Annotated in this window: 29 protein-coding genes; 8 read left to right on the top strand and 21 right to left on the bottom strand. The window is 73.8% G+C overall.

Annotation, left to right across the window (positions count from 1 at the left end; translation table 11 throughout):
* Window positions 1-31 precede the first annotated feature (31 nt).
* Window positions 32-850 carry a MerR family transcriptional regulator gene (locus tag ACIRSS_RS48500; protein ID WP_400908790.1) on the bottom strand — a complete coding sequence of 273 codons (819 nt, stop codon included), beginning with the start codon at window positions 848-850 and terminating at the stop codon, window positions 32-34.
* Complete coding sequence (locus ACIRSS_RS48495; RefSeq protein WP_400908787.1) at window positions 828-1,292, bottom strand: SRPBCC family protein; 465 nt, start codon at window positions 1,290-1,292, stop codon at window positions 828-830. The genes ACIRSS_RS48500 and ACIRSS_RS48495 overlap by 23 nt, the downstream gene beginning before the upstream one ends.
* A 107-nt stretch (window positions 1,293-1,399) precedes the next feature.
* Between ACIRSS_RS48495 and ACIRSS_RS48490 the strand changes: the two genes are divergently transcribed.
* Window positions 1,400-1,762 (top strand): STAS domain-containing protein, encoded by a 363-nt coding sequence (locus ACIRSS_RS48490; protein ID WP_400908784.1) that lies wholly within the window; start codon window positions 1,400-1,402, stop codon window positions 1,760-1,762.
* Window positions 1,763-1,801: 39 nt separating this feature from the next.
* Here ACIRSS_RS48490 and ACIRSS_RS48485 read toward each other — a convergent pair whose 3' ends face one another.
* From ACIRSS_RS48485 to ACIRSS_RS48470, 4 genes are all read right to left on the bottom strand, one after another.
* On the bottom strand, window positions 1,802-2,074 hold the full coding sequence (locus ACIRSS_RS48485; protein WP_400908782.1) for a hypothetical protein: 273 nt from the start codon (window positions 2,072-2,074) through the stop codon (window positions 1,802-1,804).
* A 62-nt stretch (window positions 2,075-2,136) separates the two neighbouring features.
* On the bottom strand, window positions 2,137-2,574 hold the full coding sequence (locus ACIRSS_RS48480; protein WP_400908779.1) for an Hsp20/alpha crystallin family protein: 438 nt from the start codon (window positions 2,572-2,574) through the stop codon (window positions 2,137-2,139).
* Between the two features lie 193 nt (window positions 2,575-2,767).
* Window positions 2,768-3,550 carry a GAF and ANTAR domain-containing protein gene (locus tag ACIRSS_RS48475; RefSeq protein WP_400908776.1) on the bottom strand — a complete coding sequence of 261 codons (783 nt, stop codon included), beginning with the start codon at window positions 3,548-3,550 and terminating at the stop codon, window positions 2,768-2,770.
* Window positions 3,540-3,929 (bottom strand): STAS domain-containing protein, encoded by a 390-nt coding sequence (locus ACIRSS_RS48470; protein ID WP_400908774.1) that lies wholly within the window; start codon window positions 3,927-3,929, stop codon window positions 3,540-3,542. Before ACIRSS_RS48470 ends, ACIRSS_RS48475 begins: the two co-directional genes overlap by 11 nt.
* Before the next feature lie 170 nt (window positions 3,930-4,099).
* Here ACIRSS_RS48470 and ACIRSS_RS48465 point away from each other — a divergent pair, with 170 nt between their 5' ends.
* The gene (locus ACIRSS_RS48465; RefSeq protein ID WP_400908771.1) at window positions 4,100-4,861 is read left to right on the top strand and encodes a class I SAM-dependent methyltransferase; all 762 of its coding nucleotides are present in this window, start codon (window positions 4,100-4,102) and stop codon (window positions 4,859-4,861) included.
* Here the strand turns inward: ACIRSS_RS48465 and ACIRSS_RS48460 are convergent.
* Window positions 4,837-5,415 carry a TetR/AcrR family transcriptional regulator gene (locus ACIRSS_RS48460; RefSeq protein WP_400908769.1) on the bottom strand — a complete coding sequence of 193 codons (579 nt, stop codon included), beginning with the start codon at window positions 5,413-5,415 and terminating at the stop codon, window positions 4,837-4,839. The two genes, ACIRSS_RS48465 and ACIRSS_RS48460, sit on opposite strands and share 25 nt — an antisense overlap.
* A 97-nt stretch (window positions 5,416-5,512) precedes the next feature.
* Between ACIRSS_RS48460 and ACIRSS_RS48455 the strand changes: the two genes are divergently transcribed.
* Window positions 5,513-6,409 carry an SDR family oxidoreductase gene (locus ACIRSS_RS48455; RefSeq protein WP_400908766.1) on the top strand — a complete coding sequence of 299 codons (897 nt, stop codon included), beginning with the start codon at window positions 5,513-5,515 and terminating at the stop codon, window positions 6,407-6,409.
* 58 nt (window positions 6,410-6,467) lie between these two features.
* Here ACIRSS_RS48455 and ACIRSS_RS48450 read toward each other — a convergent pair whose 3' ends face one another.
* From ACIRSS_RS48450 to ACIRSS_RS48440, 3 genes are all read right to left on the bottom strand, one after another.
* A complete protein-coding gene (locus ACIRSS_RS48450; protein WP_400908763.1) occupies window positions 6,468-8,138 on the bottom strand; it encodes an alpha/beta fold hydrolase in 1,671 nt (556 codons plus the stop codon).
* A 111-nt stretch (window positions 8,139-8,249) separates the two neighbouring features.
* Window positions 8,250-8,408 carry a hypothetical protein gene (locus ACIRSS_RS48445; protein WP_400908760.1) on the bottom strand — a complete coding sequence of 53 codons (159 nt, stop codon included), beginning with the start codon at window positions 8,406-8,408 and terminating at the stop codon, window positions 8,250-8,252.
* Window positions 8,409-8,449: 41 nt separating this feature from the next.
* Entirely contained in the window at window positions 8,450-9,574 is a 1,125-nt protein-coding gene (locus ACIRSS_RS48440) for a serine hydrolase domain-containing protein (RefSeq protein ID WP_400908757.1), read from the bottom strand.
* A gap of 154 nt (window positions 9,575-9,728) precedes the next feature.
* Here ACIRSS_RS48440 and ACIRSS_RS48435 point away from each other — a divergent pair, with 154 nt between their 5' ends.
* A complete protein-coding gene (locus ACIRSS_RS48435) occupies window positions 9,729-10,691 on the top strand; it encodes a zinc-binding dehydrogenase (protein ID WP_400908754.1) in 963 nt (320 codons plus the stop codon).
* Here the strand turns inward: ACIRSS_RS48435 and ACIRSS_RS48430 are convergent.
* The 6 genes from ACIRSS_RS48430 to ACIRSS_RS48405 form a co-directional block, all read right to left on the bottom strand.
* Window positions 10,688-11,116, bottom strand: coding sequence for a cupin domain-containing protein (locus ACIRSS_RS48430; RefSeq protein WP_400908751.1), 429 nt, complete (start codon window positions 11,114-11,116; stop codon window positions 10,688-10,690). The genes ACIRSS_RS48435 and ACIRSS_RS48430 overlap by 4 nt on opposite strands.
* 12 nt (window positions 11,117-11,128) lie before the next feature.
* The gene (locus ACIRSS_RS48425) at window positions 11,129-12,058 is read right to left on the bottom strand and encodes a PDR/VanB family oxidoreductase (RefSeq protein ID WP_400908749.1); all 930 of its coding nucleotides are present in this window, start codon (window positions 12,056-12,058) and stop codon (window positions 11,129-11,131) included.
* On the bottom strand, window positions 12,055-12,219 hold the full coding sequence (locus tag ACIRSS_RS48420) for a hypothetical protein (RefSeq protein WP_086670152.1): 165 nt from the start codon (window positions 12,217-12,219) through the stop codon (window positions 12,055-12,057). The genes ACIRSS_RS48425 and ACIRSS_RS48420 overlap by 4 nt, the downstream gene beginning before the upstream one ends.
* Window positions 12,216-13,247 carry a Rieske 2Fe-2S domain-containing protein gene (locus ACIRSS_RS48415; protein ID WP_400908746.1) on the bottom strand — a complete coding sequence of 344 codons (1,032 nt, stop codon included), beginning with the start codon at window positions 13,245-13,247 and terminating at the stop codon, window positions 12,216-12,218. The genes ACIRSS_RS48420 and ACIRSS_RS48415 overlap by 4 nt, the downstream gene beginning before the upstream one ends.
* 83 nt (window positions 13,248-13,330) lie before the next feature.
* On the bottom strand, window positions 13,331-14,089 hold the full coding sequence (locus ACIRSS_RS48410; RefSeq protein ID WP_400908743.1) for an IclR family transcriptional regulator: 759 nt from the start codon (window positions 14,087-14,089) through the stop codon (window positions 13,331-13,333).
* 17 nt (window positions 14,090-14,106) lie between these two features.
* Entirely contained in the window at window positions 14,107-15,294 is a 1,188-nt protein-coding gene (locus tag ACIRSS_RS48405; RefSeq protein WP_400908739.1) for a S8 family peptidase, read from the bottom strand.
* Between the two features lie 101 nt (window positions 15,295-15,395).
* Between ACIRSS_RS48405 and ACIRSS_RS48400 the strand changes: the two genes are divergently transcribed.
* The gene (locus ACIRSS_RS48400) at window positions 15,396-18,032 is read left to right on the top strand and encodes a CHAT domain-containing protein (protein WP_400908736.1); all 2,637 of its coding nucleotides are present in this window, start codon (window positions 15,396-15,398) and stop codon (window positions 18,030-18,032) included.
* On the opposite strand, the gene ACIRSS_RS48395 is transcribed toward ACIRSS_RS48400, so the two are convergent.
* Complete coding sequence (locus ACIRSS_RS48395) at window positions 18,033-18,698, bottom strand: DUF4097 family beta strand repeat-containing protein (RefSeq protein WP_400908733.1); 666 nt, start codon at window positions 18,696-18,698, stop codon at window positions 18,033-18,035.
* Window positions 18,699-18,804: 106 nt separating this feature from the next.
* Window positions 18,805-19,758 (bottom strand): LysR family transcriptional regulator, encoded by a 954-nt coding sequence (locus ACIRSS_RS48390; protein WP_400908731.1) that lies wholly within the window; start codon window positions 19,756-19,758, stop codon window positions 18,805-18,807.
* A 138-nt stretch (window positions 19,759-19,896) separates the two neighbouring features.
* On the opposite strand from ACIRSS_RS48390, the gene ACIRSS_RS48385 reads away from it, so the two are divergent.
* Together ACIRSS_RS48385 and ACIRSS_RS48380 are read left to right on the top strand one after the other, a co-directional pair.
* Window positions 19,897-20,697, top strand: coding sequence for an alpha/beta hydrolase (locus tag ACIRSS_RS48385; protein WP_400908728.1), 801 nt, complete (start codon window positions 19,897-19,899; stop codon window positions 20,695-20,697).
* 4 nt (window positions 20,698-20,701) lie between these two features.
* Window positions 20,702-21,496: an SDR family NAD(P)-dependent oxidoreductase gene (locus ACIRSS_RS48380; RefSeq protein ID WP_400908725.1), complete on the top strand. Its 795-nt coding sequence runs from the start codon at window positions 20,702-20,704 to the stop codon at window positions 21,494-21,496.
* Window positions 21,497-21,512: 16 nt separating this feature from the next.
* Here ACIRSS_RS48380 and ACIRSS_RS48375 read toward each other — a convergent pair whose 3' ends face one another.
* Window positions 21,513-22,244, bottom strand: a complete 732-nt coding sequence (locus ACIRSS_RS48375; RefSeq protein WP_400908723.1) for a hypothetical protein — start codon at window positions 22,242-22,244, stop codon at window positions 21,513-21,515.
* 302 nt (window positions 22,245-22,546) lie between these two features.
* On the opposite strand from ACIRSS_RS48375, the gene ACIRSS_RS48370 reads away from it, so the two are divergent.
* Window positions 22,547-23,413, top strand: coding sequence for an SDR family oxidoreductase (locus ACIRSS_RS48370; protein WP_400908720.1), 867 nt, complete (start codon window positions 22,547-22,549; stop codon window positions 23,411-23,413).
* Here ACIRSS_RS48370 and ACIRSS_RS48365 read toward each other — a convergent pair.
* Together ACIRSS_RS48365 and ACIRSS_RS48360 are read right to left on the bottom strand one after the other, a co-directional pair.
* Window positions 23,388-24,071: a hypothetical protein gene (locus tag ACIRSS_RS48365; RefSeq protein ID WP_400908717.1), complete on the bottom strand. Its 684-nt coding sequence runs from the start codon at window positions 24,069-24,071 to the stop codon at window positions 23,388-23,390. The two genes, ACIRSS_RS48370 and ACIRSS_RS48365, sit on opposite strands and share 26 nt — an antisense overlap.
* Entirely contained in the window at window positions 24,068-24,418 is a 351-nt protein-coding gene (locus ACIRSS_RS48360; RefSeq protein WP_400908714.1) for a hypothetical protein, read from the bottom strand. The genes ACIRSS_RS48365 and ACIRSS_RS48360 overlap by 4 nt, the downstream gene beginning before the upstream one ends.
* Between the last annotated feature and the right edge of the window lie 93 nt (window positions 24,419-24,511).

Here is a 24,511-nt window from a genome sequence, read left to right as displayed (position 1 = left end):
CACCGCCTCGACCCCGATACCCGCGGGCCCGTCACCGGGAAAGGAGCGCCACGGCGTCGCCGAGCGTCGCCGGACGGGCCGCCCGTCCGGTGTGGCGTGGCCAGCCCGGCCCGGCCAGGACGACCAGGGGCACCCGCAGCCGGCGCGGGGGCACCACCACCCGGCTCGCCCACAGCACCACGGCCGCCGGGTGCGTCCGGGCCACCGCGTCCCGCAGCGCCGGGTCCGGAATGGACGCACCCAGGAACACCGCCGCGCGGCCCTGTTCGGCCAAGGCCGCGCGCAAGGCTTCCAGCGGCAGCGTGTGCCGATCGCCGTCGGCGCAGGCGAGCAGCACCGATGGGGAAGCACTGCCGGGCGTGGGGATGCGGTGCAGCGCCGCGGCGACGGCCCACGCCAGCCCGTGCACCAGGTCGATGCGCCGGTCGTGGCCGCCCAGGGCGTGCAACGCGGGCCGGCACAGGAGGTCCCACGTGCCGACGACGTCGTGGCCGCCCAGGTGGGCGTCCAGCAGCGCGGTCGCGGTGTCGATCTTCAGCTGCCGGACCGCGGTCAGCAGCGTCTCGACGTCGGTGCCGCCGGCGTGGAACGCCCGCGCGGCGGCGGATTCCGCGCCGAGCCCCTGGTCGATCAGGTGCTTCATGCGGAGCAGGGCGTCGACGTCGGCCCGGCCGTACCTGCGGTGGCTGCCCGTCTGGGGCGTGGTGAGCCGCAGGTCGTACCGGCGGTGCCACGCGCGCAGCGTCGACGGGGGCAGGCCGAGCATGCGCGCGACCGCCCCCGCCGTCCAGGTGACGGCGGGGGCGGTCGCCGGCGTGTCCGTCGGCTCAGTTCCCGGGCCGCTCGACATCACCGCGCCACGCGCCGGTTTCGCGGCCGCCGCGCTCCTCGATGAAGGTCTTGAAGCGACCCAAGTCGCTCTTGACCCGGCGGTCGAGGACGCCGAGCTTGTCGGCGACGTTCTCGACGAAGCCCTCGGGGTCGATGTCCAGCTGCGCGGTGACCCGCGTGTGCCGGTCGTCGAGGCGGTGGAACGTCACCACGCCGGCGTGGTTCGGGCCGGTGTCCGACTTCCAGGCGACGCGCTCGTCGGGGTGCTGCTCGGTGATCGTCGCGTCGAACTCACGCGTCTGGCCGCCGACACTGATCTTCCAGTGCGTGTGCGTGTCGTCGAGCTGCCTGATCTCGTCGACGCCTTCCATGAAGTGCGGGAAGGACTCGAACTGGGTCCACTGGTTGTACGCCGTGCTGACATCGGTTTCGACGTCGACGGTCTCGGTCACGGTGCTCATCGTGGGCGTCTCCTTCCTCTTCTGCGGTCCAGCCCCGGTTACCCCGCGAATCGATGACAAAACGATGCGGGCCGCTTAAAGTCGGGCACCGGCGGAAGGGAGACGCGGTGACCGAGGAGCGGACGCTGACCGTGCGGGTGCGCACGACACCCGAGGCCGTCGTCGTCGCGGCCGCGGGTGACCTGGATCTCGCCACCGCGCCGGTGTTGCGCGCCCAGGCCGGCGAAGTGCTGGCCGACGGGCCGGGTGCGCTCATCGTCGACCTGGACGGGATCGGGTTCTGCGGGTCGGCGGGCCTGCAGGTGCTGGCCGAGCTCGCCGCCCGGACGTCGGAGGACGGCGTGCCGCTCGCGGTGGTCGCCGACCGGTACCCGGTGCTGCGCGCGGTGCGGCTGAGCCGGCTGGACGAGGCGTTCGCGGTGCACGCGACCGTCGAAGACGCCCGCGCGTGGATCCGCGACCGGCGGTGACTCCACAGTGGACGTCCACTGTGTACTTACGGCGTGGGATCAGGCCGCGGCGCGCGGTTTTCGGGCGCTGCTCGTGACGGCGGCGAGCACGGCGTCCGCGTCCAGCTTCGGGTCCCAGAGCGCGCAGCCGACGACGTGGGCGAGCCGGCGCCGCCGGTGCGGCCCGGAGTCGGTGAGCGCGACGTCGGTGGGGCGGCCGTTCTTGACCGCGTGCACCGCGCGCGTGACGAGCACCGCTTCCTGACGGGTGGTGCCGAGTTCTTCGGCGGCGGCGAAGATCCGCTCCGCCGCGGCCTGGACGGGATCGGTCATGCGCTTCCTCGAAAGCCCTTCGCGGCGGACCGGCCGGAGCCGGTCCGCCGCGGCCGGGTGCGTCAGGCGTTGAGCTGCTTCCGGTCGGACTCCGCGCCGGCGATTTCGATGCGGCGCGGCTTCGCCTTTTCGGCGACCGGGATGCGCAGGGTCAGGACACCGGCCTCGTAGTCGGCCTTGATGTGGTCGGCGTCGAGGGTGTCGCCGAGGAAGAGCTGGCGCGAGAAGACGCCGAGGGGGCGTTCGGAGACCTGCATCTGGACGTCGTCGCCGCCGGGGAGGGGCCGCCGTTCGGCCTTGACGGTCAGGACGTTGCGCTCGATGTCGAGCTCGATGGCGTCCTTCGTGACGCCGGGCAGGTCGAAGCAGACGACGAACTCGTCGCCGGAGCGGTAGGCGTCCATCGGCATCGCGGCCGGCTTGGACCAGGTGCCGGGGCTGCCGAAGACCTGCTGGGCGAAGCGGTCGAGCTCGCGGAACGGGTCGGTGCGCATCAACATCGTTCTCCTCCTGTTCGACATCGGGGTGTCAACACGCACTACCGTTCTAACATGTCGTCCGAACGATGACAAGAGGTAGGTCGTCGATGTGATGACGCAAGCCGCTCGACGGGGATCGCGGCCGCCGATCGGCTACTTGACCGGCCGGCGGCTCGCCCCCGCCGGCCGGCTGCTCCGGGGAACCGACGCCGCGTCAGCCGGGCAGGTCGATCTCCGCGTGCCGTTCGGCGAGGGTCCGGGCCAGCTCGGCCAGCTTGACGTTCAGGTCCTGGGAGGTGCGCCGCAGGACGTCGAACGCCTCGTCGGCCGAGCCGCCGCGGCGGGCCATGATGATGCCTTTCGCCTGGCCGATCACGTCCCGGCTGTCGATCGCCTTGCGCAGGTGCGCGGCCTGCAGCTCGCCGCGCGTGACGGCGTCGGTGGCCGCGAGGGCCAGCGACGCGTGCGTGGCCAGCAGCAGGAGGACGTCGCGGTCGGCTTCGTCCAGGCCGCCCGCGGAACGCGAGTACACGTTGAGCGCGCCGACGGACCGGCCGGTGGGCGCGCCGGGGATGAGCGCGGTGGAGACGACGGCCCGCACGCCGAGGCCCGCCGCGGCGGGGGCCCACTGTGGCCAGCGGGGCTCGTCGGCGAGGTCGGGCGCGATCGCGACGGCGGGTCCGGCGGGCTCGGCCGCCTCGACGCACGGCCCTTCCCGGAACCGGTACTGCAGCAGGTCGAGCTCGATGGCGACCTCGCCCGTCTCCGCGGGCGTGTGGAACTGCCCGTCGGGACCGATCAGCGTGAAGCTGGCGAGGTCGGCCGAAGGGACCATCAGCGTGGTGGCCTCGAGGACGCGCTGGAGGACGTCCTCGACGCTGGAGGCGGTCAGCAGCCGGGCGGTCAGCCGGGCGAACTCGCCCGCGAGCGGACCGGGCCGGGTTTCGCCGGCGACGAAGGTTTCCTTGTCGCGCTGCCACTCCTGCTCAGAGGTCATGGTGCTCCGTCGCGTCGGCGAGCGTCCGGTGCAGGGGCAGCGCGCCCTCGAGCCCCAGGGCCTTGATGGGCCGCAGCACCGCCCGGCCCTCGGCGACGACGGCCACGGGAACCCCGGCCGCGCGGGCCGCCGACACCGCGTCCAGGACCACGCCCAGCCCGCGGGCCGAGCAGAAGGCCAGCCCGGTCAGGTCGATGACCAGGGCGCTCGGTGCCAGGTCGAGCTCTTCGCCCAGCAACGACGCCAGGCGGTCGGTCCGCGCCAGGTCCAGTTCGCCCGTGACGGCCACGACCGTGCGCTCGGCCGTCGTCGTGATCGCCGTCCGGGACGGCAACCCCGCCAGCTGGGCGATGCCCGGACGGGTGATGGTGTCGTGCATGGCGTCCTCACCTCGACGAGGCGGGCCCGGCCCGCCGGTCCCGGCCGGCGCGGGATCGCGCGGGCCCATGGGGTTCCAGGAGGCGGCTGCTGTGCTCAACCGCAGCGACGACGACACTACCCCGCGCGGCACCCCGGAGTCACGAGCCGCGCGCCGGTACCGTGAGCCGCGTGGGTGACGACACCTGGGCCGCGTTGGCCGGCCAGTTCGCCGACGACGCCTACGCGTCGGTGAAGGGCCGGGTGCGCACCTACGTCCTGCACCGGCAGCTGCTGGAGCACCTCCCGCCCCCGCCGGCCACGGTCCTCGACGTCGGCGGCGGCGCCGGCCACCAATCCTTCCCGCTGGCCGAGGCCGGGTACGCCGTCACGCTGCTGGACCCGTCCCCGGCGATGCTGGCCAAGGCGCGGCAACGGCCGGGTGCCGAGCGCGTGGCGTTCATCGAGTCCGACGGCGAGCACGCCGAGGAGGCCGTCGGCGGCCGGCGCTTCGACGCCGTCCTGTGCCACGGCGTCCTCGGGTACCTCGAGCGGCCGGAGCCGGTGGTCGACCAGCTGTGCCGCGTCGCCGCTCCCGGGGGCGTCGTCTCGATCATGACGGGCAACGCCCACGCGATGGCGGTCCGGCCGGCGCTGGAGCAGCGGTGGGAGGACGCGCTGGCGGCGTTCGACACGCGGAGCGAGATCGGCGTGCTGGGCGTCCCGACGCGGGCGGACACCGTCGAGGAGCTGAGCGAGCTGCTCCGGGCCCGGGGCGTGGAACCCGTGCGGTGGTACGGGGTCTGGCTGTTCGTCGACTGGCTCGGGTTCGCCCGCGCCGAGGTGGACCCGGCCGACGCCGAACGGGTCGCGGCCGCCGAGCTCGAGGCCGGCCGGCGCGATCCCTACCGCGGGCTCAGCCGCGTCTTTCACCTCGTGGGGCGCAAGGCCTGAGCGGCGAGCGTCAGCAGTTCGTCGAACACTTCGGTCGCGATGTCGGCCAGTGACCCTTCCTCCCGCAGCCACCGGGTGAACGCGATCCCGAACACGGTGGCGCCCGACTCCGCCGCCAGCGTGGCCGCGACTTCGTCGACGCCCCGGGCGCGCAGGGCGGCGGCGACCGTCGTGGCCAGGGTCGTCAGCTTGTGGTGCTCCCGTTCCTGCAGCGCCGGGTTGCGGTCGATCACCGACTGCCGCGTGCGGGAGTGCGGGCGGCGCTCGTCCGGGAAGAAGGTCGCCGCCGACCGCAGCGCGCGGGCGACGATCTCGAGCGGCGAGGCGTCCGGCGGGGCGGCGTCGATGCCGTCGAGGAACGCCTGGACCAGCAGTTCCTGCCCCTGGAAGAGCACCTCGCGCTTGTCGCTGAAGTGCCGGAAGAAGGTGCGTTCGGTGAGGCCGACGGACTGCGCGATCTCCGCGGCGGTCGTCTGTTCGTACCCGCGGGTGGCGAACAGCTCGAGCGCGGCCTTCTGCAGCCGTTCCGCGGTTCCGGGTTCCCAGCGCACCATGGTTCGATTCTAGGTGATGACAGCGGCTGACATGGAGGCGTAGGGTGACGATGTCAGCGACTGACATCGTCACCCTCTCTTGAAGGAGTTGCACGCCATGCGCGTTTTCGTCACCGGAGCCTCCGGCTGGATCGGCTCCGCCGTCGTCGACGAGCTGCTCGCCACCGGCCACGAGGTCAGCGGGCTGGCCCGGTCGGCCGCGTCCGCCGCGAAGCTCGAGGCGAAGGGCGTCGAGGTCCGCCGCGGCGACCTCGACGACCTGGCCGGCATCCGCGCCGGCGCCGAGGCGGCCGACGCCGTCATCCACCTGGCGAACAAGCACGACTTCGCCAACCCCGCCGTGTCGAACGCGGCCGAGCGCGCCGCCGTCGAGACCCTCGGCGACGCGCTTTCCGGCAGCGGCCGCCCGCTGCTGCTGGCGTCCGGGGTCGCCGGCATCCGGCAGGGCCACCCGGTGACCGAGGCCGACGCGTCCCCGTTCCACGGTCCGGACTCCCCGCGCGGCGGCGCGGAGAACCTGGCGCTGGAGTACGCCGACCGCGGCGTGCGGCCGGTGAGCCTGCGGTTCTCCCCGACGGTGCACGGCACCGGCGACCACGGGTTCATCGCGGTCCTGTCGGCGATCGCCCGCGAGAAGGGCGTGTCGGCCTACCCGGGCGACGGCGCGAACCGCTGGGCCGCGGTCCACGTGAAGGACGCGGCGCGCATGGTCGTGCTCGGTCTGGAGAAGGCGCCAGCGGGGACGCGGTTGCACGCGGTGGCCGAGGAGGGCGTGCCGACGAAGGAGATCGCGGAGGCGATCGGCCGGGCGTTCGACCTGCCGGTCGCCTCGGTGGCCCCGGACGACGTCGCGGCGCACTACGGCTGGATCGGCGGGTTCTTCGCGATGGACCTGGCGGCGACGAGCGCGGCGACGCAGGAACTGCTCGGCTGGGTTCCGGACGGGCCGACGCTGATCGAGGACCTCGACACGGGCGCCTACTCCGGCTCGTGAGTGAGAAACAGTGTTCTAACACTGTTTCTCACTCACGACCAGCCGCGGCAGACCGGCTCTAGCCGCGGTTGACGGCGCTGATCCGGTCCTGGAGCTGCTGCCGCGTGGGCGAAAGCGCGTCCCGGGGGGCCGGCTCCGGTGGCTCGGTCGCCTCGCCCGCCGGGCCCGTCACCGGGTAGACCTTCTTCTCGCCCGGCAGCGGCACCCCCGGGCAGATCGTCGCCGCCGGGCGGGGGGCGCCCAGGAACCAGCCGCTCACCAGAGCGTCCACACAGGAGTTGCCGCTGACCGCGTACTGGCCGTGGAACGGCGAATCCGCCACCGACACCATCGGGACGCCGGCCGCCCGGGCCGCCGCCTCGGCCTGCTCGTAGCCCGTCTGCGGGTCGAACTCGCCCTGCACCACCAGCACGTTCTTCGCTGCCTCCGCCGGCAGCGTCGGCAGCGGGTGGCGGGGGAGGTCGGACCAGAACCCGCACGGCTCGCTCAGCCCGTACGCCCAGCCGAACAACGGGTACGCCGGGCCCTGCAGGTCGCTCAGCAGCTTGTACCAGGTCGCCGCGCGGGTCGGCTGGTCGCCGCACGCCACGGCCAGGCGGGTGCCGCCCACGTCCGCGTAGTCGGGCTCGGGCGGCGCCACGTCCGCCGCCGTCAGCCGGGCCGCCGGGACGCCGAACTCCGCGCGGGAGACGCGGTCGAGGTCGTCGGCCAGTGCGGCGGGCGGGGCCGGCTTGGTGCCGTCGAGGGCCGCCACGCCCTTGGTCAAGATGAGCGCGCCGACCAGCCACTGCTTCGGGCTCCCGTTGCCGACGAAGACGTGGTCGAAGATGTCCGGGGAGACGCCCTGGTCGCGGAAGTAGCCGCGCACCCGCTCCCAGGTCTTCTCGACCTCCGCGACGGACTTGCCGAGCTGGTCCGGGAACCGCCGGGCCAGCCACGGCGCGTAGACGCGGTCGAACTGGCGCTGGTCGATCTTCGGGAACGCTTCGAACGCGGCCTGCAGCCGGCCCTCGAAGTTGACGCTGGAGTCGAGCACGACCCGGCCGGCGTGCTCCGGGAACAGCGACGCGTACTTCGCGCCGAGCCAGGTGCCGTAGGAGTAGCCGAGGTAGTTCAGCTTCTCGTCGCCCAGCAGGGCGCGGATCAGGTCCATGTCGTGCGTGGTCTGCCACGTCGTGACGAACGGCGCGAGCGCGTCGCTCTGGCAGGCCTCCGCGACCGCGCGCGGTGTCCGCTGGTGCGCCGCGATGCTGGCGGCCGAGCGGTCGCGCGCGTCGAGGTCGTCCTCGGCGGGCAGCCGCCCGGTCGGCACCCGGCAGACGAACCCCGCGTCGTCGCCGCCCTCCTGGCCGGTGCCGCGCGGGTCCATGCCGATGAAGTCGTAGTGCTCGTTGACCGCCGGTTCCAGGCCGGCCAGCGCGCCGGCGAGCGAGGTGCCCTGGCCGCCGGGCCCGCCCGGGTTGACCAGGATCGCGCCGCGCCGCTCGCCGGTCGCGGCGGCGCGGCTGACCGACACCTTCAGGTCGGTCCCGGGCGACGGCGCGGACCAGTCCCGCGGCACGGTGATCCGCGCGCACTGGGCCTTCCCGCCCTTGAACGGGCAGCTGCCCCAGTCGACCTTCTGCGTCAGGTAGGGCGCGAGCGGATCGGGCGTCGTCGCCGCGGCCGGCGCCGTCGCCGCCACGAGGATCGAGACGGCGACCGCCAGCCCCGCTTTGGACGTCCGCACCGCAGCTTTCCTTCCTCGCTCCCGGTAACCCGGGAACACCCAAGCACGGCGGGACGGGCGCGAGCAGCCCGGAGACCACCGACGGCACCGCGAATTCCCTCTATCCGGTGATCAGCTCGGCGGCTCGGGCTCCGCGGCGTCCTCGTCGACGTCCTGGTGCTCGGGCTCGTCGCGGTCGGTCTCCGGAACGGGGACGTCGAGGTCGAGCTCCGGCGTCCCGGGCGGGCGCGGCGCGTCGGGGGTGATGGGTCCGTTCTCGGCTTCGGTCATGAGACCCGGTTACCCGGGAACCGCCGGGCCAAGCGGGCCCGTCACGAGCAGAACGCGGTGTCCACTGCGGACAGGACGGCCTTCGCCGCTTTCTCGGGGTCGCCGAAGGTGCCCGGCAGCGCGGTCACGGCCAGGCCGACCGAACGGCCGTCCTCGGTGGCGCCGCCGCGGGTCTCGTAGCCGTCGATGTCGCCGCCGTGGCCCCAGTAGACGCCGCCGCAGCTGAGCGGGACGCGGAAGAGGCCGAGGCCGTACTGCCAGCCCGGGAACAGGGGCGCGTCGACCGTCTTGCGCATCTCGGCGAGCTGCGCGGGCGGCAGCAGCTTGCCCTCGAGCAGCGCCCGGTCGACCCGCGCGAGGTCGCTGGGCGTCGAGATCAGCTGGCCGGCCGCCCCGCCCCACGACGGGTCCATCTCGGTCGCGTCGACGACCTTCGTGCCCGTGCTGTTGGCCAGTGCGTAGCCGTGCGGGTGCGGCCCCTGGATCGTCTGGTCGCCGGGCTGCGGCCAGTACGTGTCGCGCAGGCCCGCCTTCTCGATCACGCGGTGGGTGATCTGCTCCTGCACCGGGCGCCCGGTCACGCGCTCGATCAGCAGGCCGGCCAGCAGGTAGTTGGTGTTGCTGTACTCCCACTTGGTGCCGGGCGCGAACTCCGCCGGGTGGGCCAGTGCCGCGGCGAGCAGGTCGTGGGGCTGGAAGAACTCGTGCTGTACGTCCTCGAAGTTCTCGACGCCGATGTAGGCCGTGTAGTTCGGCAGCCCGCTGGTGTGCTGCAGCAGCTGCCGGACGGTGATGGCGTGGCCGTCGATGCCCTCGCCGCGCACCAGCCCGGGCAGGTACTTCTCGATCGGCGCGTCCAGCTCGACCCGGCCTTCGGCCACCAGCTGCAGGACGACGACCGCGGTGAACGTCTTAGTGTTGCTGCCCGCCCGCACCCGGCCGTCGCGCGGCACGGGCACCCGCCGGTCCAGCCGGGCGGACCCGGCGACCAGCGACGTCGAACCGCCGCGGTCACCCACCCAGGCCAGGGCGGCGGGGAACTTCTCCTGGCTCACCAGTGCGTTGAGGCTGTCCTGCACCGGGGACTTCGTGTCCGCGGCGGCTGCCGCCGTGGTGACGGTGCCCAGCAGCCCCGCCACGGTCAAGATCGCCACACCCTTGCGCATCGTTTCTCCTCCATGTCCGGATCGATAGCGGAAATGCTGCTCGAACCGGGCGCGGAGATCAGTAGCGCGGGCTACCGGATCGGGGGTAGCGCTGGCGCTACCGCGCGGAAAAATGCGTTGCCGGACGGATCTTGGCCGTGGCACGGTCGCGCTCGTGAGCACGACTATGCGCGCGGCGGTCTGCGTCGGAGCCGGTGGCCCGGAGGTGCTGGAGATCCGCGAGGTGCCGGTGCCGGCGGTGCGGGCCGGCTGGAGCCTCGTCCGGGTGCTGGGCGCGGGCCTGAACCGGTCGGAGCTGCGGACCCGGCAGGGGCATTCGCCGAACGTGCGGTTCCCGCGCGTGCTCGGCATCGAATGCGTGGGTGTCGTGGCCGAGTCGACCGATCCGGCGCTGCCGGAGGGCACGACGGTCGCGGCCGTGATGGGCGAGATGGGGCGGGAGTTCGACGGCGGTTACGCGGAATACGCGTTGCTGCCCAACGCTTTGCTGATGCCGCTCACGACGGCGTTGCCGTGGGACGTCCTGGCCGCGCTGCCCGAGACGTACCTGACCGCCCAGGGCGCCTTGGACGCGCTGGGCATCGGCCGGACGCGGCTGCTGATCCGCGGCGGGACGTCGTCGGTCGGGCTGGCGGCGGCGTCGATCGCGGCGGGCCACGGCGCCGAGATCGCGGCGACGACCCGGCGGCCGGACAAGGCGGCCGCGCTGACCGCGGCCGGCGTCGCCCACGTCCTCATCGACGACGGCGGCCCGCTGGCGCTGCCGTGGCCCGACGGCCCCGACCACGTGCTGGACCTGGTCGGCGCCCGCACGGCGGTGGACTCGCTGAAGCTGGTCCGCCGCGGCGGCGTGGTCTGCGTGGCGGGCTCGCTGAGCGGCTGGTCGATCGCGGACTTCCAGCCGGTGGCGATGATCCCGTCCGGCACCCGCCTGACGGCCTTCCACAGCGACGACCTGAAGGGCCGCGCGGACGTGCTGCAGCGGATCGTGGGCGAGGTGGAGGCGGGGGTCTACCGGCCGAACGTCGACCGCGTCTTCGGGCTGGAGGAGATCGTCGAGGCCCACCGGTACATGGAAGGCGACCAGGCGAGCGGGAAGCTGGTCGTGGTGCCCTAGGAGCCGGGAACCTCGACCGGGGCCCACAGGCTCGGGAGGTTGACCACGATGCCCTCCTGGCTGCTGCGCGCGATGATCACCACCGCCTCTTCGTCCGTCGGGTTCTCCTCGCGGTGCGGCACGTACGGCGGCACGAAGATGTAGTCACCCGGGCCGGCCTCGATGCGGACCTCCTCGTCGCCGTCGGCGAAGACGAACACCGGGTGGCCGGACTTGACGTAGATCGCCGTCTCGGCCTCGCCGTGGTGGTGGTCGCCCGAGTTCGTGACCGGCGCGACGTGCGTCTCGCCCATCCAGACCTTCTGCGAACCCACCGTCTTGCCGGAGATCGCCTCCAGGCGGTTCATCCCGCTCGTCTGGTTCGTGTCGCCGGTCAGGTCCGCGCCGCGGATGTGCCGCAGCGGCTGGTGCCAGAGGTCGGTCATGCCGCCATCCTCTCAGAGGTCGAGCACCAGGCGGGAGGAACACGATCGCGAGACGCAGATCATCATGACGTCCCCGGCCCGCTGTTCCGCCGCCGTCAGCACCGAGTCGCGGTGGTCCGGCTCGCCGCCGAGGACGCCCGTCTCACAGGTGCCGCACGTGCCCTCCCGGCACGACGACAGCACCATCGCACCGGACTCCTCGACGACCTCCAGGATCGACCGGTCCGCCGGGACCGCCAGCACCCGGCCGGACCCGGCCAGCTCGACCTCGAACGCCGTGCGCGCGCCGTCGTCCGCCTTCGGGGTGAACCGCTCGACGTGCAGCGCGTCCTCGGGCCACCCCGCGCAGTGCGCTTCCACGGCGGCCAGCAGCGGTTCCGGCCCGCAGCAGTACACCGCCGTGTCCGGCTGGGGCTCGGCCAGCAGGCCCGGCAGGTCGAGCAGGCCGTGCTCGTCCTGCGGCCGGAGCGTCACGCGCCCCTCGTGCCGGCTCAGCTCGCCGGTGAAGGCCATCGACGAACGCGTGCGGCCGCCGTACACGAGCTGCCACTCGCGGCCCGTCCCGGCGACCCGCTCGAGCATCGGCAGGATCGGCGTGATGCCGATGCCGCCCGCGAGGAACAGGTAGCGCTTGGCGTCGACGAGCGCGAAGTGGTTGCGCGGCCCTTCCACGGAAACCCGTTGCCCGGCAACGAGTTCGTCGTGCACGTACGCCGAGCCGCCGCGCCCGTCGGGCTCCCGCAGGACCGCGACCTGGTACGCCGACGTGTCCTCCGGCCGCCCGCACAGCGAGTACTGCCGGACGCCGCCCGGGAGCACGAGGTCGACGTGCGCCCCCGGTTCCCAGGCCGGCAGCGGCTCGCCGCCGGGCGCCCGGAGCGTCAGCCGGACGACTCCGTCGGCGATCTTTTCCTTGTGGGACAACACCAGTTCGAGGGTCATGCGTCGTGTCCTTCGGGGTGGGCGAGGAGCCATTCCCAGAGCTGCACCGGGTCCTCGAACTCGCGCTCGGCCGAGCAGTGGCAGACCGCGCGCAGCCGGTCGGTGCCCAGGACCCAGTGGATGCGGTAGACGCGGTCGCCGGTGAGCATCGGCCGCGTCACGACGTGACCAGCCGCTGCAGCATCCGCCGCGCCGCGAGGCCGCCGGTGTCGATGTTGACCGACAGCTCCTGGTAGCCGTCCGGTTCGGCGGCGATCACCCGCTCCAGGACGTCGAGCGCTTCGACGTCCTGCAGGACGACCGTGCGGTTGTTCTCCGCCAGGAACGCCGACACGCCGTCGTCGTCGAGGGCGAAGTCCCGGGCCACCGCCCAGAAGTCGTGCGTCGAGTTTTCGGTCTCGGGCGTGATCGCGTAGACGACCTCGACGTGGAAGGCGTCCGGGTCGCTGCCGTCGGGGTTCGGCACGGACCCGACCGGCGCGATCCGGCTGTGCAGCTTGTAGAGGCACGGCGGGGTGTACTCGATGTCCTGCCAGCGCGTGATCCGGCCCTGCAGGCCGGTGGACTTGGCGTAGAACGGCGGGCACGCGGCGTCGGCCATGTGCCGGGAGACGTAGACGATGCCGGCCTCGTCGTCGACCTCGGTCGTGATCGGCGTCTCCGCGACCTCCGGGGTCCCGATGTAGCCGCCGTGCAGGTAGGTCTCGTGCGACAGGTCGAGCAGGTTGTCGACCAGCAGCGAGAACCGCGCCTTCAGCGGCTCCATGCCGGCGACCGTCGTGTAGCCGGGGGAGTCGAGGTAGGGCGCCCGCGGGATCTTCGCCGTGTCCGCCTTTTCCGGGTCGCCGATGAACACCCAGACGAAGGAATCCTGCTCCACCAAGGGGTAGTGCCGCAGCCGTGCGGTCCGCGGCACCCGCGCCTGGCCGGGGACGGCCACGCACTTGCCGTCGGCGCTGTAGGTGAAGCCGTGGTAGCCGCAGACGACCTGGTCGTCGACGAGCCGGGAAGGGGCCTGCGACAACGGGAACCGCCGGTGCACGCAGCGGTCGGCCATCGCGGTGACGGCGCCTTCGCGGGTCCGCCAGAACAGGATCGGCTCGCCGCAGACGGTGCGGCTGAACAGGTCCTGGCCGATTTCGCTGCCGTAGGCGGCGACGTACCACTGGTCGCGGGGGATCGCGCTCATCGGTTTCGTCCTTTCGTGGCGGGGTTCACAGCGTGCGGGAACGGCCCGGGGCCCACGAAGGGCGTTTCCATAAGACGGAAAGGTCAGCCGAGAGCGCGGGAGATCGCGCGGGCGCTGGTCATCACCAGCGGCGCCAGCGTGTGCGGGGCCGCGCTGCCGTACCGGACGACGAGCGACACGGCCGCGACGACCTGGCCCCGCCCGTCGTGGATCGGCGCGCCGACCGACAGGGCGTCGCTGGTGACCTGGCGGTCGCTGATGGAGAAGCCGTGCGTGCGGACGTCGGCCAGCAGGTGCCGCACCCGGTCCGGGTCGGTGACGGTCTCCGGGGTGTACCGCTCGATCGGGCGGTGCAGGACGTCCTCCTGCACGTCGGCGGGCGCGTGGGCGAGCAGCACGAGCCCGACCCCGGTCGCGGTGAGCGCGAACCGCCCGCCGACGCGCGTCAGCACGGGCACGGCCCCGGTCCCGGCGATCCGCTCGATGTAGACGACTTCGGTGCCCTCGCGGACGGCGAGCTGGACGTTCTCGCGGGTGATCTGGGAAAGGTCTTCGAGGAACGGCAGGGCGCGTTCGCGCAGCCCGAGCCCCCGCGGCGCGAGCGCGCCGAGCTCCCACAGCCGCAGCCCGACGCGGTAGATGCCCGATTCGTCCCGCTCGAGCGCGCCCCACTCGCAGAACTCCCCGAGGACGCGGTGCGCGGTGGCGGCGGGCAGCCCGGCCCGCCGCGCGACCTCGGACAGGCGCAGGGCGGGCCGGTCGGGGGTGAAGGCGGCGAGCACCCGCAGCGCCCGCCCGAGCACGGGCCCGGTGGCCCCCGGAACCCGACCTCGACGCGGCATGACCACCGAGCATAGCTTCAGGTGAACAGGGCTTCGTCCCGCCACTGGTACGGCTTGACGACGTTTCCCGCGGCCAGCGCCTCGTGGAAAGCCCCGGCGGCGGTCACTTCGCCGCGCCTGATGCCTGCGGCGATGGCCCCGCTGACGGTCGCGGTGGCGAACGACGTGCCCCGCCAGGTCGCGTAGCCCTCGAACTCCTGCACGTTTCCGCTGCGCAGCGTCACCTTGCCGGAGAGGTAGGTGCTGACGACCTCGTCGCCGAGGGCGGTGCAGGTGACCCACGGCAGGTCGGGGCTGTACGGCGCCAGGGTGCCGTCCGCCTTGGTGGCCCCGGCCGCGATGACGCCGGTCACGGCGGCCGGCCAGGTGGGCGAGGTCCGGGTGAGGCCGTTGCCCATCCCGGGGATCCCGCCGTGGTTGCCGGCGGCGGCGACGATCGTCATGTGCGGGCTCAGCCGCTCGATGGCGCGCTGGACGATCAGCGGGCAGTTGCCGTCCTGGGAGCGGGTTCCGATCGCGAGGTTGAGGATGTCGATGCCGTCGTCGAGGAACCCGGCCAGCTCCACGACCGTGTCCCACGCGCTCGCCCGGCCGTTCGAGTCCAGGACGTCCCGCACGACCAGGGTCGCCCCCGGCGCCTGGGCCAGGATCATCCCCGCCACGAACGTCGCGTGCCCGTTCTCCCACGGGGTGGCCGTGCCGGGGTCGGGGAGGTCGAAGGTGCTGTCCGCGGCCGGGGTTTCGTAGTGCCCCTCGAGGTCGGGGTGGCGGTACAGCTTGGTGTCGAGGACCCCGACCCGGACCCCGCGGCCGGTGGCCGGATCAGGTGCGGCGGTTTCCGGGCGGGTTGCCCGCACGGGATCGAAGTCGCCTTGGGACTGGGTTTGCGGGTAGGCGCCGAACTGGTTGCTCAGCGTCCGGTTCTTCCCCAGCAACGGGACCCAGCCGCCGCACCGCGCGGCGAACCGGCGGCGCAGTTCCGCCAGCACCGGGTCGATCTCCATGATGTAGGGCAGATCGGGGGCCATGCTCAGGCCGTAGGAGAGCTTGAGCTTGGCCAGGTCGAAGGGCGCGACTTCACCGTCGCGGGTGACGAAGATGTCGAGGTCCTTCAGCGCCGCCTCGACAAGCGGGCGTTCGCGCAGGTCGACGATGAGCTCGTCGGGTGGAGCGTCGTCAGGTACGTCGGGTAGGTAGAAGAACACGCGATCCCCTCCTCGATGTGGGTGGCACCTCTTCAGACGCCCGCGGCCGCCGTCGTGATACGTGGTGGCGGTGGGCCGCGCCGCCGGGAATGCTGAAAGCCATGGTGGCGGACTCAGCCCTCGCCGAGGCCCGGGCGGCCGTACGGCTGGCCGATCTGCAGCCCGGAAGGGCAGTCCCGGCCGCGGCCGAGGCCGTCCGGCGGGCGCTGCGCGAGCGGGATCCGCACGCCGCCGCGCTCGGCGAACAAGCCTGGGGCCACGCGCTCCTGCAGTGCAGCGAGGTCGGGGAGGCCGTGCGGCACCTGCGTCGCTCGGTGCGGCACGGCGAACGCGCCGGGCAGCGCGCGCTCGCCGGGGAAAGCCGGATGAAACTGGCCTTCGCGCTGGTGCAGCGGGGCAGCTCGCGGGCCGCGTTGCGCGAGATCGACGTCGCCGTGCGCGAACTGGACGGGATCGCGAGCGGCAAGGTCCTCGCCCAGCGCGCGGTGATCCGCTACCACGTGGGCCGGCTCGACGAGGCCGCCGTGGACTTCCAGGCCGCGGTCCGGGAGCTGCGCCGCGGCGACGACCGGCTCGGGCTGCAGCGCGCCCTGATGAACCGCGGGATCCTGCACGCCGAGCGCTACGAGTTCGACGCCGCGGTCCGCGACCTGGCCGAGGCCGACGTCCTCGCGCGGGAGCTCGGCCGCGACCTCGTCGTCGGGATCATCGCGGAGAACCTGGGCTTCGTGGAGAGCCAGCGCGGCGACGTCCCGGCCGCGCTCGCCTGCCTCGACCGGGCCGAGGAGATCATCGGCGCGCACGGCGGCCAGCTCGCGCCGGTGCTGCAGGACCGCGCGGAGCTGCTGCTGTCGGTCGGGCTCGTCACCGAGGCGCGCCGGACCGCCGAGCGCGCGGTGCGGGTGTTCGCCGCCGAGAACCGGCGGCTGAAGGTCCCCGAGATGCGCTTGCAGCTGGCCCAGATCGCGTTGCTGGACGAAGACTGGGCGACGGCCGCGGCGCAGGCCCGCACGGCGTTGCGCACGTTCACCACGCAGGGGCGGGCGCAGTGGGCCGCGCTCGCGCGCTCGGCGGAACTGCGTGCCCGCCTGGGCGCCGGGGAACGCGTCCGGGTCAGCGGCGCCGTCGTCGAAGCCATGGTGTCCACAGTGGACGCGAACGGTCGGCCGCTGGCGGCGGTGCAGGCTCACCTGGACGCGGCCCGGCTCGCCGAGGCCCGCGGGCGGACGGCCGTGGCCGCCGAGCACCTCGCCGTCGCGGCCCGGGCCCGGCGGGGAGCGGGACCGGCGACGCTGCGGGCGCGGGGCTGGTACGCCGAGGCCGTGCGCCGCCGCCGGGAGAACCCCCGCGGCGCGCTCACCGCCGCGCGGACCGGACTGCGGATCCTCGACGAGCACCACGCCGCGCTCGGCGCGGGCGACCTGCGGGCGTACTCGGCGTCGCACCGCGCGGACCTCGCCGGCCTCGGGCTCCGCGTCGCGCTGGAGGAGGGCCGGGTGCGCGGGGTCTTCGAGTGGGCGGAGCGCGGCCGGGCGAGCCGGCTGCTGCACCGCTCCGCGCGGCCGCCGGACGATCCCGAGCTGGCCGCGCTCCTGCCCCGCCTGCGGGCCACCGCCGGGGCGCTGGAGGAGGCCCGGGCCGCGGGCGCGCCCACCGGCCGGCTGCTGCACCGGCAGGTCGAGCTCGAACGGCGGATCCGCGACCGCAGCCGGCTGCTGCCCGCCGCGGGCGGGGACACCGCGGCGGGCCCGGTGCCCGTCGACGACCTCGCCGGCGCCCTCGGCGAGCGCGCCCTGCTGGAGTTCGTCGAAGTCGACGGGACGGTCTTGGCGCTGTCCCTGGTCGAGGGCCGGCTGCGGCTGCACACCCTCGGTCCGGTGGCCGAGGTGGCCGGGCTGCTGGACCGGATCCCCTTCGCGCTGCGCAAGCTCGCCGCCCGCGTGGCCGACCGGTCGCGGATGCCGGTCGAGCAGTTCCTGCACGGCGCGGGCGCGCGGCTCGACGCCGTGGTGCTCGGCCCGCTGGCCGAGCTCGGGGACCGCCCGCTGGTCGTGGTGCCGACCGGGATCCTGCACAACGTGCCGTGGGCGGTGCTGCCGTCGTGCGCGGGCCGCCCGGTGGCCGTCTCGCCGTCGGCGACGCTCTGGCACGCGGCGGCGACCCGGCCGCCCGGTCCGGCGCGCGGGGTCGCCGTGGCCGGCGGCCCGGGACTCCCGGGTGCCCGCGAGGAAGCGCTGGCGGTCGCGGAAATCCACCGGGGAACCGCGCTGGTGGACGAAGCCGCGACGGTCGAGGCCGTGCTCGCCGCGCTCACCACGGCGGGCACCGTGCACCTCGCCGCGCACGGGCGGCTGGCGGTGGACAACCCGCTGTTCTCGGCGTTGCGCCTGCACGACGGCCCGCTGCTGGTCCACGACGTGCGGCGGCTGCCCCGGGTGCCGGAGACCGTGCTGCTCGCCGCGTGCGACGTCGGCCGGTCGGTGGTCTGCCCGGGCAACGAGCTGCTCGGCCTGAGCGCCACCTTCATCGAACGCGGCACCGCGCAGCTCGTCGCCTCGGTCGTGCCGGTGCCCGACCTGGCCACGACGTCGCTGATGACCGAGGTCCACCGGCGCCTCGCGGCGGGCGAGGCGCCGGCGGCCGCGCTCGCGTCCGCGCAGCAGAAGGTGGCGGCCGACGGTCCCGGCGCGCTGGCCGCGTCCGCCGGGTTCGTCTGCATCGGTGCCGGGTCCCGCTAGTCACTTGCTCCGCGCCACGATGTCGCCGTACGACGTGGTGGCGCGGATGGCCAGCTCGGGCGTCCCCGTGTTCTTCAGGGCGTTGTCGACGCGGCCGTAGGACGTGCCCGCGTCGAGGGAAGCCGAGACGCCGGGCGCCGCGGCGACCGTGATCGAGCCCTGCTGGGTGTCCAGCACGACGTCGCCGCGCACCGCTTCGGCGATGCGGATGTCGCCCCGTGCGGTGCTGATCCGCGCCGGGCCGGCCAGGCGGCCGACCTCGACGTCGCCGTCGGTCGCGGTGAGCCGGACGCCGGCCGCCTCGTCGAGCCGGATGCTGCGGTAGGCGCCGTCGAAGGCGACGTCGCCGAGGCGGCCGGTGCCGAGCAGCTCCGCCGCGGCGGTCGTGGCCCGCACGTCGGAGCCGGCCGGCAGCCCGACGGTGACCTCGATCGCGCCGGTGGGACCGAAGTACTGGTTCTTGCCTTGCGGGGCCCGCACGGTCAGGACGCCGTCGGCGTAGGTGACCGTGGTCCGCTCGGCCGCCTCGACGTCGCGGTTCTTGGCCGGGTCGGCGGGCCGGACCTCGACGGTGGTGTCGGCGCGGTCGCCGGCGGCGAGGTGGACGCGCCCGGCGGGCAGGTCCAGCACGGCGGTGATCGGGGCGGGGGTGGTGAAGTTCGGCATCGTGGTCTCCTGGGAGTCGGTGTCCCCGTCGGTGGGGACGGGAACCACGATGTCCGGGCGTCCTGACACCCGGCGGCCACCGGCCTGACACGCCGGCTGACACGTGTCAGGCGAGGTCTTCCGGCGGCGCCCACAGCGGCGCGGCTTCGGCCCGTTCGGGGTGCAGCCAGCGGTGCCGGCCCGCGGTTTCGCGGGCGATCCGGAGGTACTCCCGGACGGTCTCCGGCGGGTCGCCGTCCCGCCACGCCAGCGACCACGGGTAGACCGGCTGCAGCTCCCGGGGCCGGTGCACCGGCACGCCGCGGTCGGCGTACCGGCGGGCGTAGCTGTCGAACTCCAGCAGGAACGCGCTTTCGGCGGCCCGGGCGAGCGCGGCGTGGCAGTGCTCGAACGTGCCGGGGTTGCCCAGCCAGCGCAGGTCCAGGCCGGTCTGCTGCTCCAGCGACGTCAGGTACCGGCCGTGCACGTTGTAGAGCGCCGTACCGGGGCCGTCCGCGAAGACCTCGAGGGGACGCTCGTGCAGCGACGCGGCCGCCCGCCGCGGGTCGCCGGGGCGCCCGACCAGCCAGAACGGCTCGAGCCGCAGCCGCTCGTGGCGCCAGCCCGCCGGGTGCTCGGCCGTCAGCGCGGCGGTGACGCGCAGGACGGCGACGTCGAGGTGGTCGTCGAGCAGCGCGGTGAGCTGGCGGGCGCTGTCCATCTGGCTCTGGACCACCTCGACGCCGGGGTGGGCGGCGGCGAACGCGTCGGTGACGACCCGGCTGGTGTCCAGCTCGAAGATGTGCGCGACGCGCAGGCGGTTCGGCGCGGGTTCGCGCAGCATCTGCTCGGCGGTGGCCAGCAGCTGCCGCGCGTGCTGCAGGAACCGTTCGCCGCGCGGGGTCAGCGTCACGTGCCGGCTGTCGCGCACCAGCAGCGGCGTACCGACGTCGGCTTCGAGCCGGCGGATCTGCTTGGACAGCGCCGGCTGGCTGATGAACAGCTTGGCGGCGGCCCGTCCGAAGTGGAGCTCGTCGGCGACCGTGACGAAGTACCGCACCAGCCTGAGGTCGAGGTCCATCCGGGCCTTCCCGCGCGAAGGGAGCAGAGCGCCAACGATGCCATTCCGGCTATCGATGCGCACGCACCAGGTCCTGGACGCCGGGGCCGCGGACCGGTTGGCTGGCGGCAGGAGCACCGGCTCGAAGCGGAGGACGCGATGGCAGACACCGGCACCCCGGTCGTGTTCATCCACGGACTGTGGCTGCACGCCACGTCGTGGGACCCCTGGATCGACCACTTCCGGACCGCCGGGTACGCGCCCGTCGCGCCCGGCTGGCCGAACGAACCCGCGACCGTCGAAGAGGCGCGGGCGAACCCGGACGCCGTCGCGGACATCGGCATCGACGACGCCACGAACCACTACGCGTCGATCATCGCCGGGCTCGACCGGCCGCCGGTCATCGTCGGCCACTCGTTCGGCGGCCTGATCACCGAAAAGCTGCTCGGCCAGGGCATCGGGCTCGCCGGCGTCGCGATCGACCCCGCGCAGATCAAGGGCGTCCTGCCGCTCCCGCTGGCGCAGCTGCGGGCCGGCCTGCCCGCGCTGGGCAACCCCGCCAACCTGCACCGGGCCGTTTCGCTGACGGAGAAGGAGTTCCGGTTCGGCTTCGGCAACGCGCTGAGCGACGCGGAGTCGGCCGAGCTCTTCGAGCGCTGGACGATCCCGTCGCCGGCCCGGCCGCTGTTCCAGGCCGCGGCCGCCAACTTCGTCCTGCACTCGCAGGCGAAGGTCGACACCCACCGCGCCGACCGCGGCCCGCTGCTGCTGGTCTCCGGCACCGCCGACCACACCGTCCCGGACGTGGTCACCCGCTCGACGCTCAAGCAGTACCGGGACTCCACCGCCGTCACCGAGCTGAAGCAGTTCGAGGGCCGCGGCCACTCGCTGACCATCGACAGCGGCTGGCGCGACGTCGCCGACGCCGTGCTCGGCTGGCTGCGCGAGCACGGGGTCTAGGGCCGTGGACCTGGGTCTGGACGGCGCGGTCGCCGTCGTCACCGGCGCCAGCCGCGGCATCGGCCTCGCCGTCGCCGAAGCCCTCGTCGCGGAGGGCGCCCACGTCGTGGCCGGGGCCCGCGAGCCGGGTCCCGGGCTGGACGCGCTCGTCCACGCCGGGAAGGCGCACGCGCTGGCCGTGGACCTCGGGACCCCCGAGGGGCCCGGCCGGCTCGTGGACCTGGCGCTGACCGAGCTCGGACGCGTCGACGTCCTGGTCAACAACGTCGGCGCCGTCACGCCGAGGCCGGACGGCTTCCTGCTCGTCACCGACGACGAGTGGGCGCGGTCGCTCACGCTGAACCTGCTGAGCGCGGTCCGCGCCACCCGCGCGGTGCTGCCGTCGATGGTGACGGCCGGGCGGGGCAGCGTCGTCACGATCGCGTCGATCAACGCCACCCTGCCCGATCCCGGCGTCATCGACTACAGCGCGGCGAAGGCCGCCCTGGTCAGCTTCACGAAGTCGGTGTCGAAGGAGTTCGGCCCGCGTGGCGTGCGCGCCAACGCGATCAACCCGGGCCCGGTCGCGACGGACCTGTGGCTCGGCGCGGGCGGCGTCGCCGAGACGATCGCCGCGACCACCGGGGCGGACGCCGCGTCCGTCGCCGACGAGGCGGCCGCCCACGCCGTGACCGGCCGGTTCACCCGGCCGGCCGAGATCGCGAACCTGGCCGTCTTCCTGGCCAGTGACCGGGTGGCGGCCAACATCACCGGCACCACGGTCACCGTCGACGGCGGCTACACGACCGAACTGCACTGAAATCCACTTACGCCGGCTACGCCCCGGGGCCGGAGTAGATCTCCGAGGCCTTGGGGGCGGTGACGGTCGTCGGCTTGTCCCAGTCGGAGAACTCGAGCGTGCCGCTCTTGGGGTCCTGCATGCGCAGCAGGTAGTGCGGCTCGCCGGCGGCCACGGTCGCCGTACCGTCGGGGGAGGTGAACGTCAGGGCCGGGACGCCGTTGGTGGTGGTCTGGCCGGAGGCGGTGAAGCTGGCCGCGTCCAGCTGGCCGACGGTGTTGTCGGTGAACGTCTTGTAGTCGAGGAACTGCTTGAACGACTCGCCGATCCCGGCGCCGATCTGCGAGGTCGAGGGCACCCACTTGTCCTTGAGCAGCTTGCCGACCGACGCCGGGACGCCCGCCTTCTTGATCAGCGACTCGCTGAACCGGAAGAAGTACTTGTCGCCGACGCGCAGGACCGGGATCTCCAGGTTGTCCTGCACCACGGTGCCGCTCGCGCTGTCCGGGTTGAGCTGCAGGTCGAGGTTGAGGTTCCCGCCTTCGGAGACGACACCGCGGACGTGCACGGACTTGGCCTGCTTCGCGGCCTCGACGACGGCGGAGCCCGCCTTCGAGGCGTCGAGCGAAGCGGCCGCGGGGCTCGCGGAGGTCGGCGCCGAGCTGGCGGCGGCGGGTTCCGCGGTACCGGCGTTGCTCGAGCACCCCGAGCAGATCAGGGCGGCGGCCGCCCCGGTGGCGATGAGCGCTCCCAGCGGGAAACGAGACATGGTGAGAAGGTCCGTTCGTGAAGGTCCGGGTGTTCCGGACACGAACGGGTTATCGACCGAGTGGGTGATGTGTTACCGCCGGCCAGCCCGGTGGGCTAGGTCAGGCTGACCACGACGCCGGTCATGCCGGGCGGGACCGTGCCGTGGTGGGGGATGACCTTCCCGGCGGCGAAGATCTCGATGATCAACATCGGCAGGCCCGGCCTTGCCTGCCGAGGATGCCCATGTCCGGCAGGGTATCCGGCCGCGGGGGCCGCAGGACGCCCGTGTGAAGCCGTGACCCCCGGGTACCCGCGTCGATCATGCCCCCGCCCGGCGAGGAGTCAGCCGTGTCCCAGCCCGCCCAGCAGCAACGCCCGCCCGGATCGACCGCGGAGATGACCCCGCGGCCCGACCACGGGGAACACTCCTACCGCGGCTCCGGCAAACTCACCGGGAAAGCGGCCCTGATCACCGGCGCGGACAGCGGGATCGGCCGCGCGGTGGCGATCGCGTACGCCCGCGAAGGCGCGGACGTCCTGATTTCGTACCTGAACGAGCACGACGACGCCGAGGAGACGCGGCGCTGGGTTGAGGAAGCCGGGCGCAAGGCCGTCGTCGTCCCCGGCGACGTCGCCGACCCCGCGCACTGCCGTGCTCTGGTGGCCCGGGCGGTCGAGGAGTTCGGCCGGCTCGACGTCCTGGTGAACAACGCCGCCTTCCAGATGACGCACGAGACCCTGGAAGAGATCCCGGACGAGGAGTGGGACCACACGCTCGCGACGAACCTCAGCGCGTTCTTCCACCTCGCCAAGGCCGCCGTCCCGCACCTGCAGCCCGGGGCGTCGATCATCGGCAGCTCGTCGGTGAACTCCGACAACCCGACCCCGCAGCTGATGCCCTACGACGTGACGAAGGCGGGCGTCGCGAACATGTGCGCCGCGCTGGCGCAGCTGCTCGGGCCGAAGGGGATCCGCGTCAACAGCGTGGCCCCGGGACCGATCTGGACGCCGCTGATCCCGTCGACGATGCCGCCGGAGCAGGTGGAGTCGTTCGGGCAGCAGGTGCCGCTGGGCCGCGCGGGCCAGCCGGCGGAGCTGGCCCCGGTGTACGTGCTGCTGGCGTCGGACGACGGCAGCTACGTCTCCGGCGCGCGCATCGCGGTCACCGGCGGGAAGCCGATCCTCTGACCGCCGGCAGCCTCGCTTCCACCCGGTCTTCCCGGGGCGCCCGCAAGAGCGCGACGGCCAGCGCCGCGAACCCCACCGCGTTGCACCCCCACGCCACGAAGTCGAGCGGGTGGCTTCCGAGCACGACCGCGGCCACGAAGTGCAAGGGTTGCGCCACGGTCGTCAACGCCGCGGCCCACCGCGGGACCACGCCCGAGATCCCCATCGCCACGCCCAGCAGCACCGTTCCCACCACGTGCCCGACGACGAACACCACGCCCGCCACCACCGCGACCGGGTGGACGGCCTCGAACAGCCGTGCCACCACCGGTTCGGGAAGGTGTTCGCGGACGCCGAAGAGCACGCCGGCGTCGCCGGCCACGAGCAGGCCGAGCGTCAGGTACGCGGGCACCAGCAGCAGCATCGCCGCGGCCGTCGTGCGGGGCGCCGCGGGGCGGGTCAGCCGGCCGGCCGCCAGGACCGCCGGGACCAGCGTCAGCATCCCGAGAAAACCGAGCCAGACGACCAGCGACTGCGTGTCCGGGGCGGCGGCCACCTTGCGGACGACCACCGCGGCGTCGTCGGTCGTGTCGTAGGGCAGCACGAGCCGCAGCACGGCGATCGCGGCCGGGCCGAGGGGCAGCAGGGTCGCGGCGAGCCACCGCGCCGGGCGGCTCATCTCGCACCCGCCGTCAGCCGCGGCGCGAGCACCAGCGCCGCGCCGGCGATCGTCGCCAGCACCCCGGCGCCCGCCAGGACGAGCACCGGGCCGGGCACACCGGGCGTCACGGCCGCCGGTACGGCGCCCAGCGCGGACAGCGCCCGCAGGACGAGCAGGCCGGGCACCGCGCGGCGCGTGCCCCGCCAGGCCGCGACGGCCAGGACCAGGCTGAGCGCGCCGAGCAGGGCGGCGGCCACGGCGACCGGCATCGGCGGGTGGTCGCCGTCGGTCAGCAGCGGGACGAACAGGTCCACCACGGACAGGAAGCCGAGCACCAGCAGCCCGGCACGCGTTGATCGCGCCATTTCGAACCTCCTGAAGTCCCGTCCACCGTGCGGGTCCGGCCGCTCCCGCGGCATGAGCCCGCGTTCCGCGCGGACCCGGGAAAACGCCCGGCC

This window comes from Amycolatopsis sp. NPDC101161, from assembly GCF_044768185.1.
Classification (GTDB): Bacteria; Actinomycetota; Actinomycetes; order Mycobacteriales; family Pseudonocardiaceae; genus Amycolatopsis.
Note: the sequence above shows the minus strand (reverse complement) of the source record. Positions and strands in the feature narration are given on the sequence as shown.

What these genes read in the sequence shown, in the direction of transcription:
- ACIRSS_RS48480 (WP_400908779.1), bottom strand. Translation starts at nt 2,574, where the DNA reads ATGTTGATGCGCACCGACCCGTTCCGCGAGCTCGACCGCTTCGCCCAG.
- ACIRSS_RS48385 (WP_400908728.1), top strand. Translation starts at nt 19,897, where the DNA reads ATGGCAGACACCGGCACCCCGGTCGTGTTCATCCACGGACTGTGGCTG.
- ACIRSS_RS48445 (WP_400908760.1), bottom strand. Translation starts at nt 8,408, where the DNA reads ATGACCGAAGCCGAGAACGGACCCATCACCCCCGACGCGCCGCGCCCG.
- ACIRSS_RS48365 (WP_400908717.1), bottom strand. Translation starts at nt 24,071, where the DNA reads ATGAGCCGCCCGGCGCGGTGGCTCGCCGCGACCCTGCTGCCCCTCGGC.
- ACIRSS_RS48460 (WP_400908769.1), bottom strand. Translation starts at nt 5,415, where the DNA reads ATGGTGCGCTGGGAACCCGGAACCGCGGAACGGCTGCAGAAGGCCGCG.
- ACIRSS_RS48470 (WP_400908774.1), bottom strand. Translation starts at nt 3,929, where the DNA reads ATGCACGACACCATCACCCGTCCGGGCATCGCCCAGCTGGCGGGGTTG.
- ACIRSS_RS48375 (WP_400908723.1), bottom strand. Translation starts at nt 22,244, where the DNA reads ATGTCTCGTTTCCCGCTGGGAGCGCTCATCGCCACCGGGGCGGCCGCC.
- ACIRSS_RS48475 (WP_400908776.1), bottom strand. Translation starts at nt 3,550, where the DNA reads ATGACCTCTGAGCAGGAGTGGCAGCGCGACAAGGAAACCTTCGTCGCC.
- ACIRSS_RS48440 (WP_400908757.1), bottom strand. Translation starts at nt 9,574, where the DNA reads ATGCGCAAGGGTGTGGCGATCTTGACCGTGGCGGGGCTGCTGGGCACC.
- ACIRSS_RS48425 (WP_400908749.1), bottom strand. Translation starts at nt 12,058, where the DNA reads ATGACCCTCGAACTGGTGTTGTCCCACAAGGAAAAGATCGCCGACGGA.
- ACIRSS_RS48455 (WP_400908766.1), top strand. Translation starts at nt 5,513, where the DNA reads ATGCGCGTTTTCGTCACCGGAGCCTCCGGCTGGATCGGCTCCGCCGTC.
- ACIRSS_RS48415 (WP_400908746.1), bottom strand. Translation starts at nt 13,247, where the DNA reads ATGAGCGCGATCCCCCGCGACCAGTGGTACGTCGCCGCCTACGGCAGC.
- ACIRSS_RS48495 (WP_400908787.1), bottom strand. Translation starts at nt 1,292, where the DNA reads ATGAGCACCGTGACCGAGACCGTCGACGTCGAAACCGATGTCAGCACG.
- ACIRSS_RS48400 (WP_400908736.1), top strand. Translation starts at nt 15,396, where the DNA reads ATGGTGGCGGACTCAGCCCTCGCCGAGGCCCGGGCGGCCGTACGGCTG.
- ACIRSS_RS48430 (WP_400908751.1), bottom strand. Translation starts at nt 11,116, where the DNA reads ATGACCGACCTCTGGCACCAGCCGCTGCGGCACATCCGCGGCGCGGAC.
- ACIRSS_RS48395 (WP_400908733.1), bottom strand. Translation starts at nt 18,698, where the DNA reads ATGCCGAACTTCACCACCCCCGCCCCGATCACCGCCGTGCTGGACCTG.
- ACIRSS_RS48370 (WP_400908720.1), top strand. Translation starts at nt 22,547, where the DNA reads ATGCCCCCGCCCGGCGAGGAGTCAGCCGTGTCCCAGCCCGCCCAGCAG.
- ACIRSS_RS48360 (WP_400908714.1), bottom strand. Translation starts at nt 24,418, where the DNA reads ATGGCGCGATCAACGCGTGCCGGGCTGCTGGTGCTCGGCTTCCTGTCC.
- ACIRSS_RS48410 (WP_400908743.1), bottom strand. Translation starts at nt 14,089, where the DNA reads ATGCCGCGTCGAGGTCGGGTTCCGGGGGCCACCGGGCCCGTGCTCGGG.
- ACIRSS_RS48390 (WP_400908731.1), bottom strand. Translation starts at nt 19,758, where the DNA reads ATGGACCTCGACCTCAGGCTGGTGCGGTACTTCGTCACGGTCGCCGAC.
- ACIRSS_RS48485 (WP_400908782.1), bottom strand. Translation starts at nt 2,074, where the DNA reads ATGACCGATCCCGTCCAGGCCGCGGCGGAGCGGATCTTCGCCGCCGCC.
- ACIRSS_RS48500 (WP_400908790.1), bottom strand. Translation starts at nt 850, where the DNA reads ATGTCGAGCGGCCCGGGAACTGAGCCGACGGACACGCCGGCGACCGCC.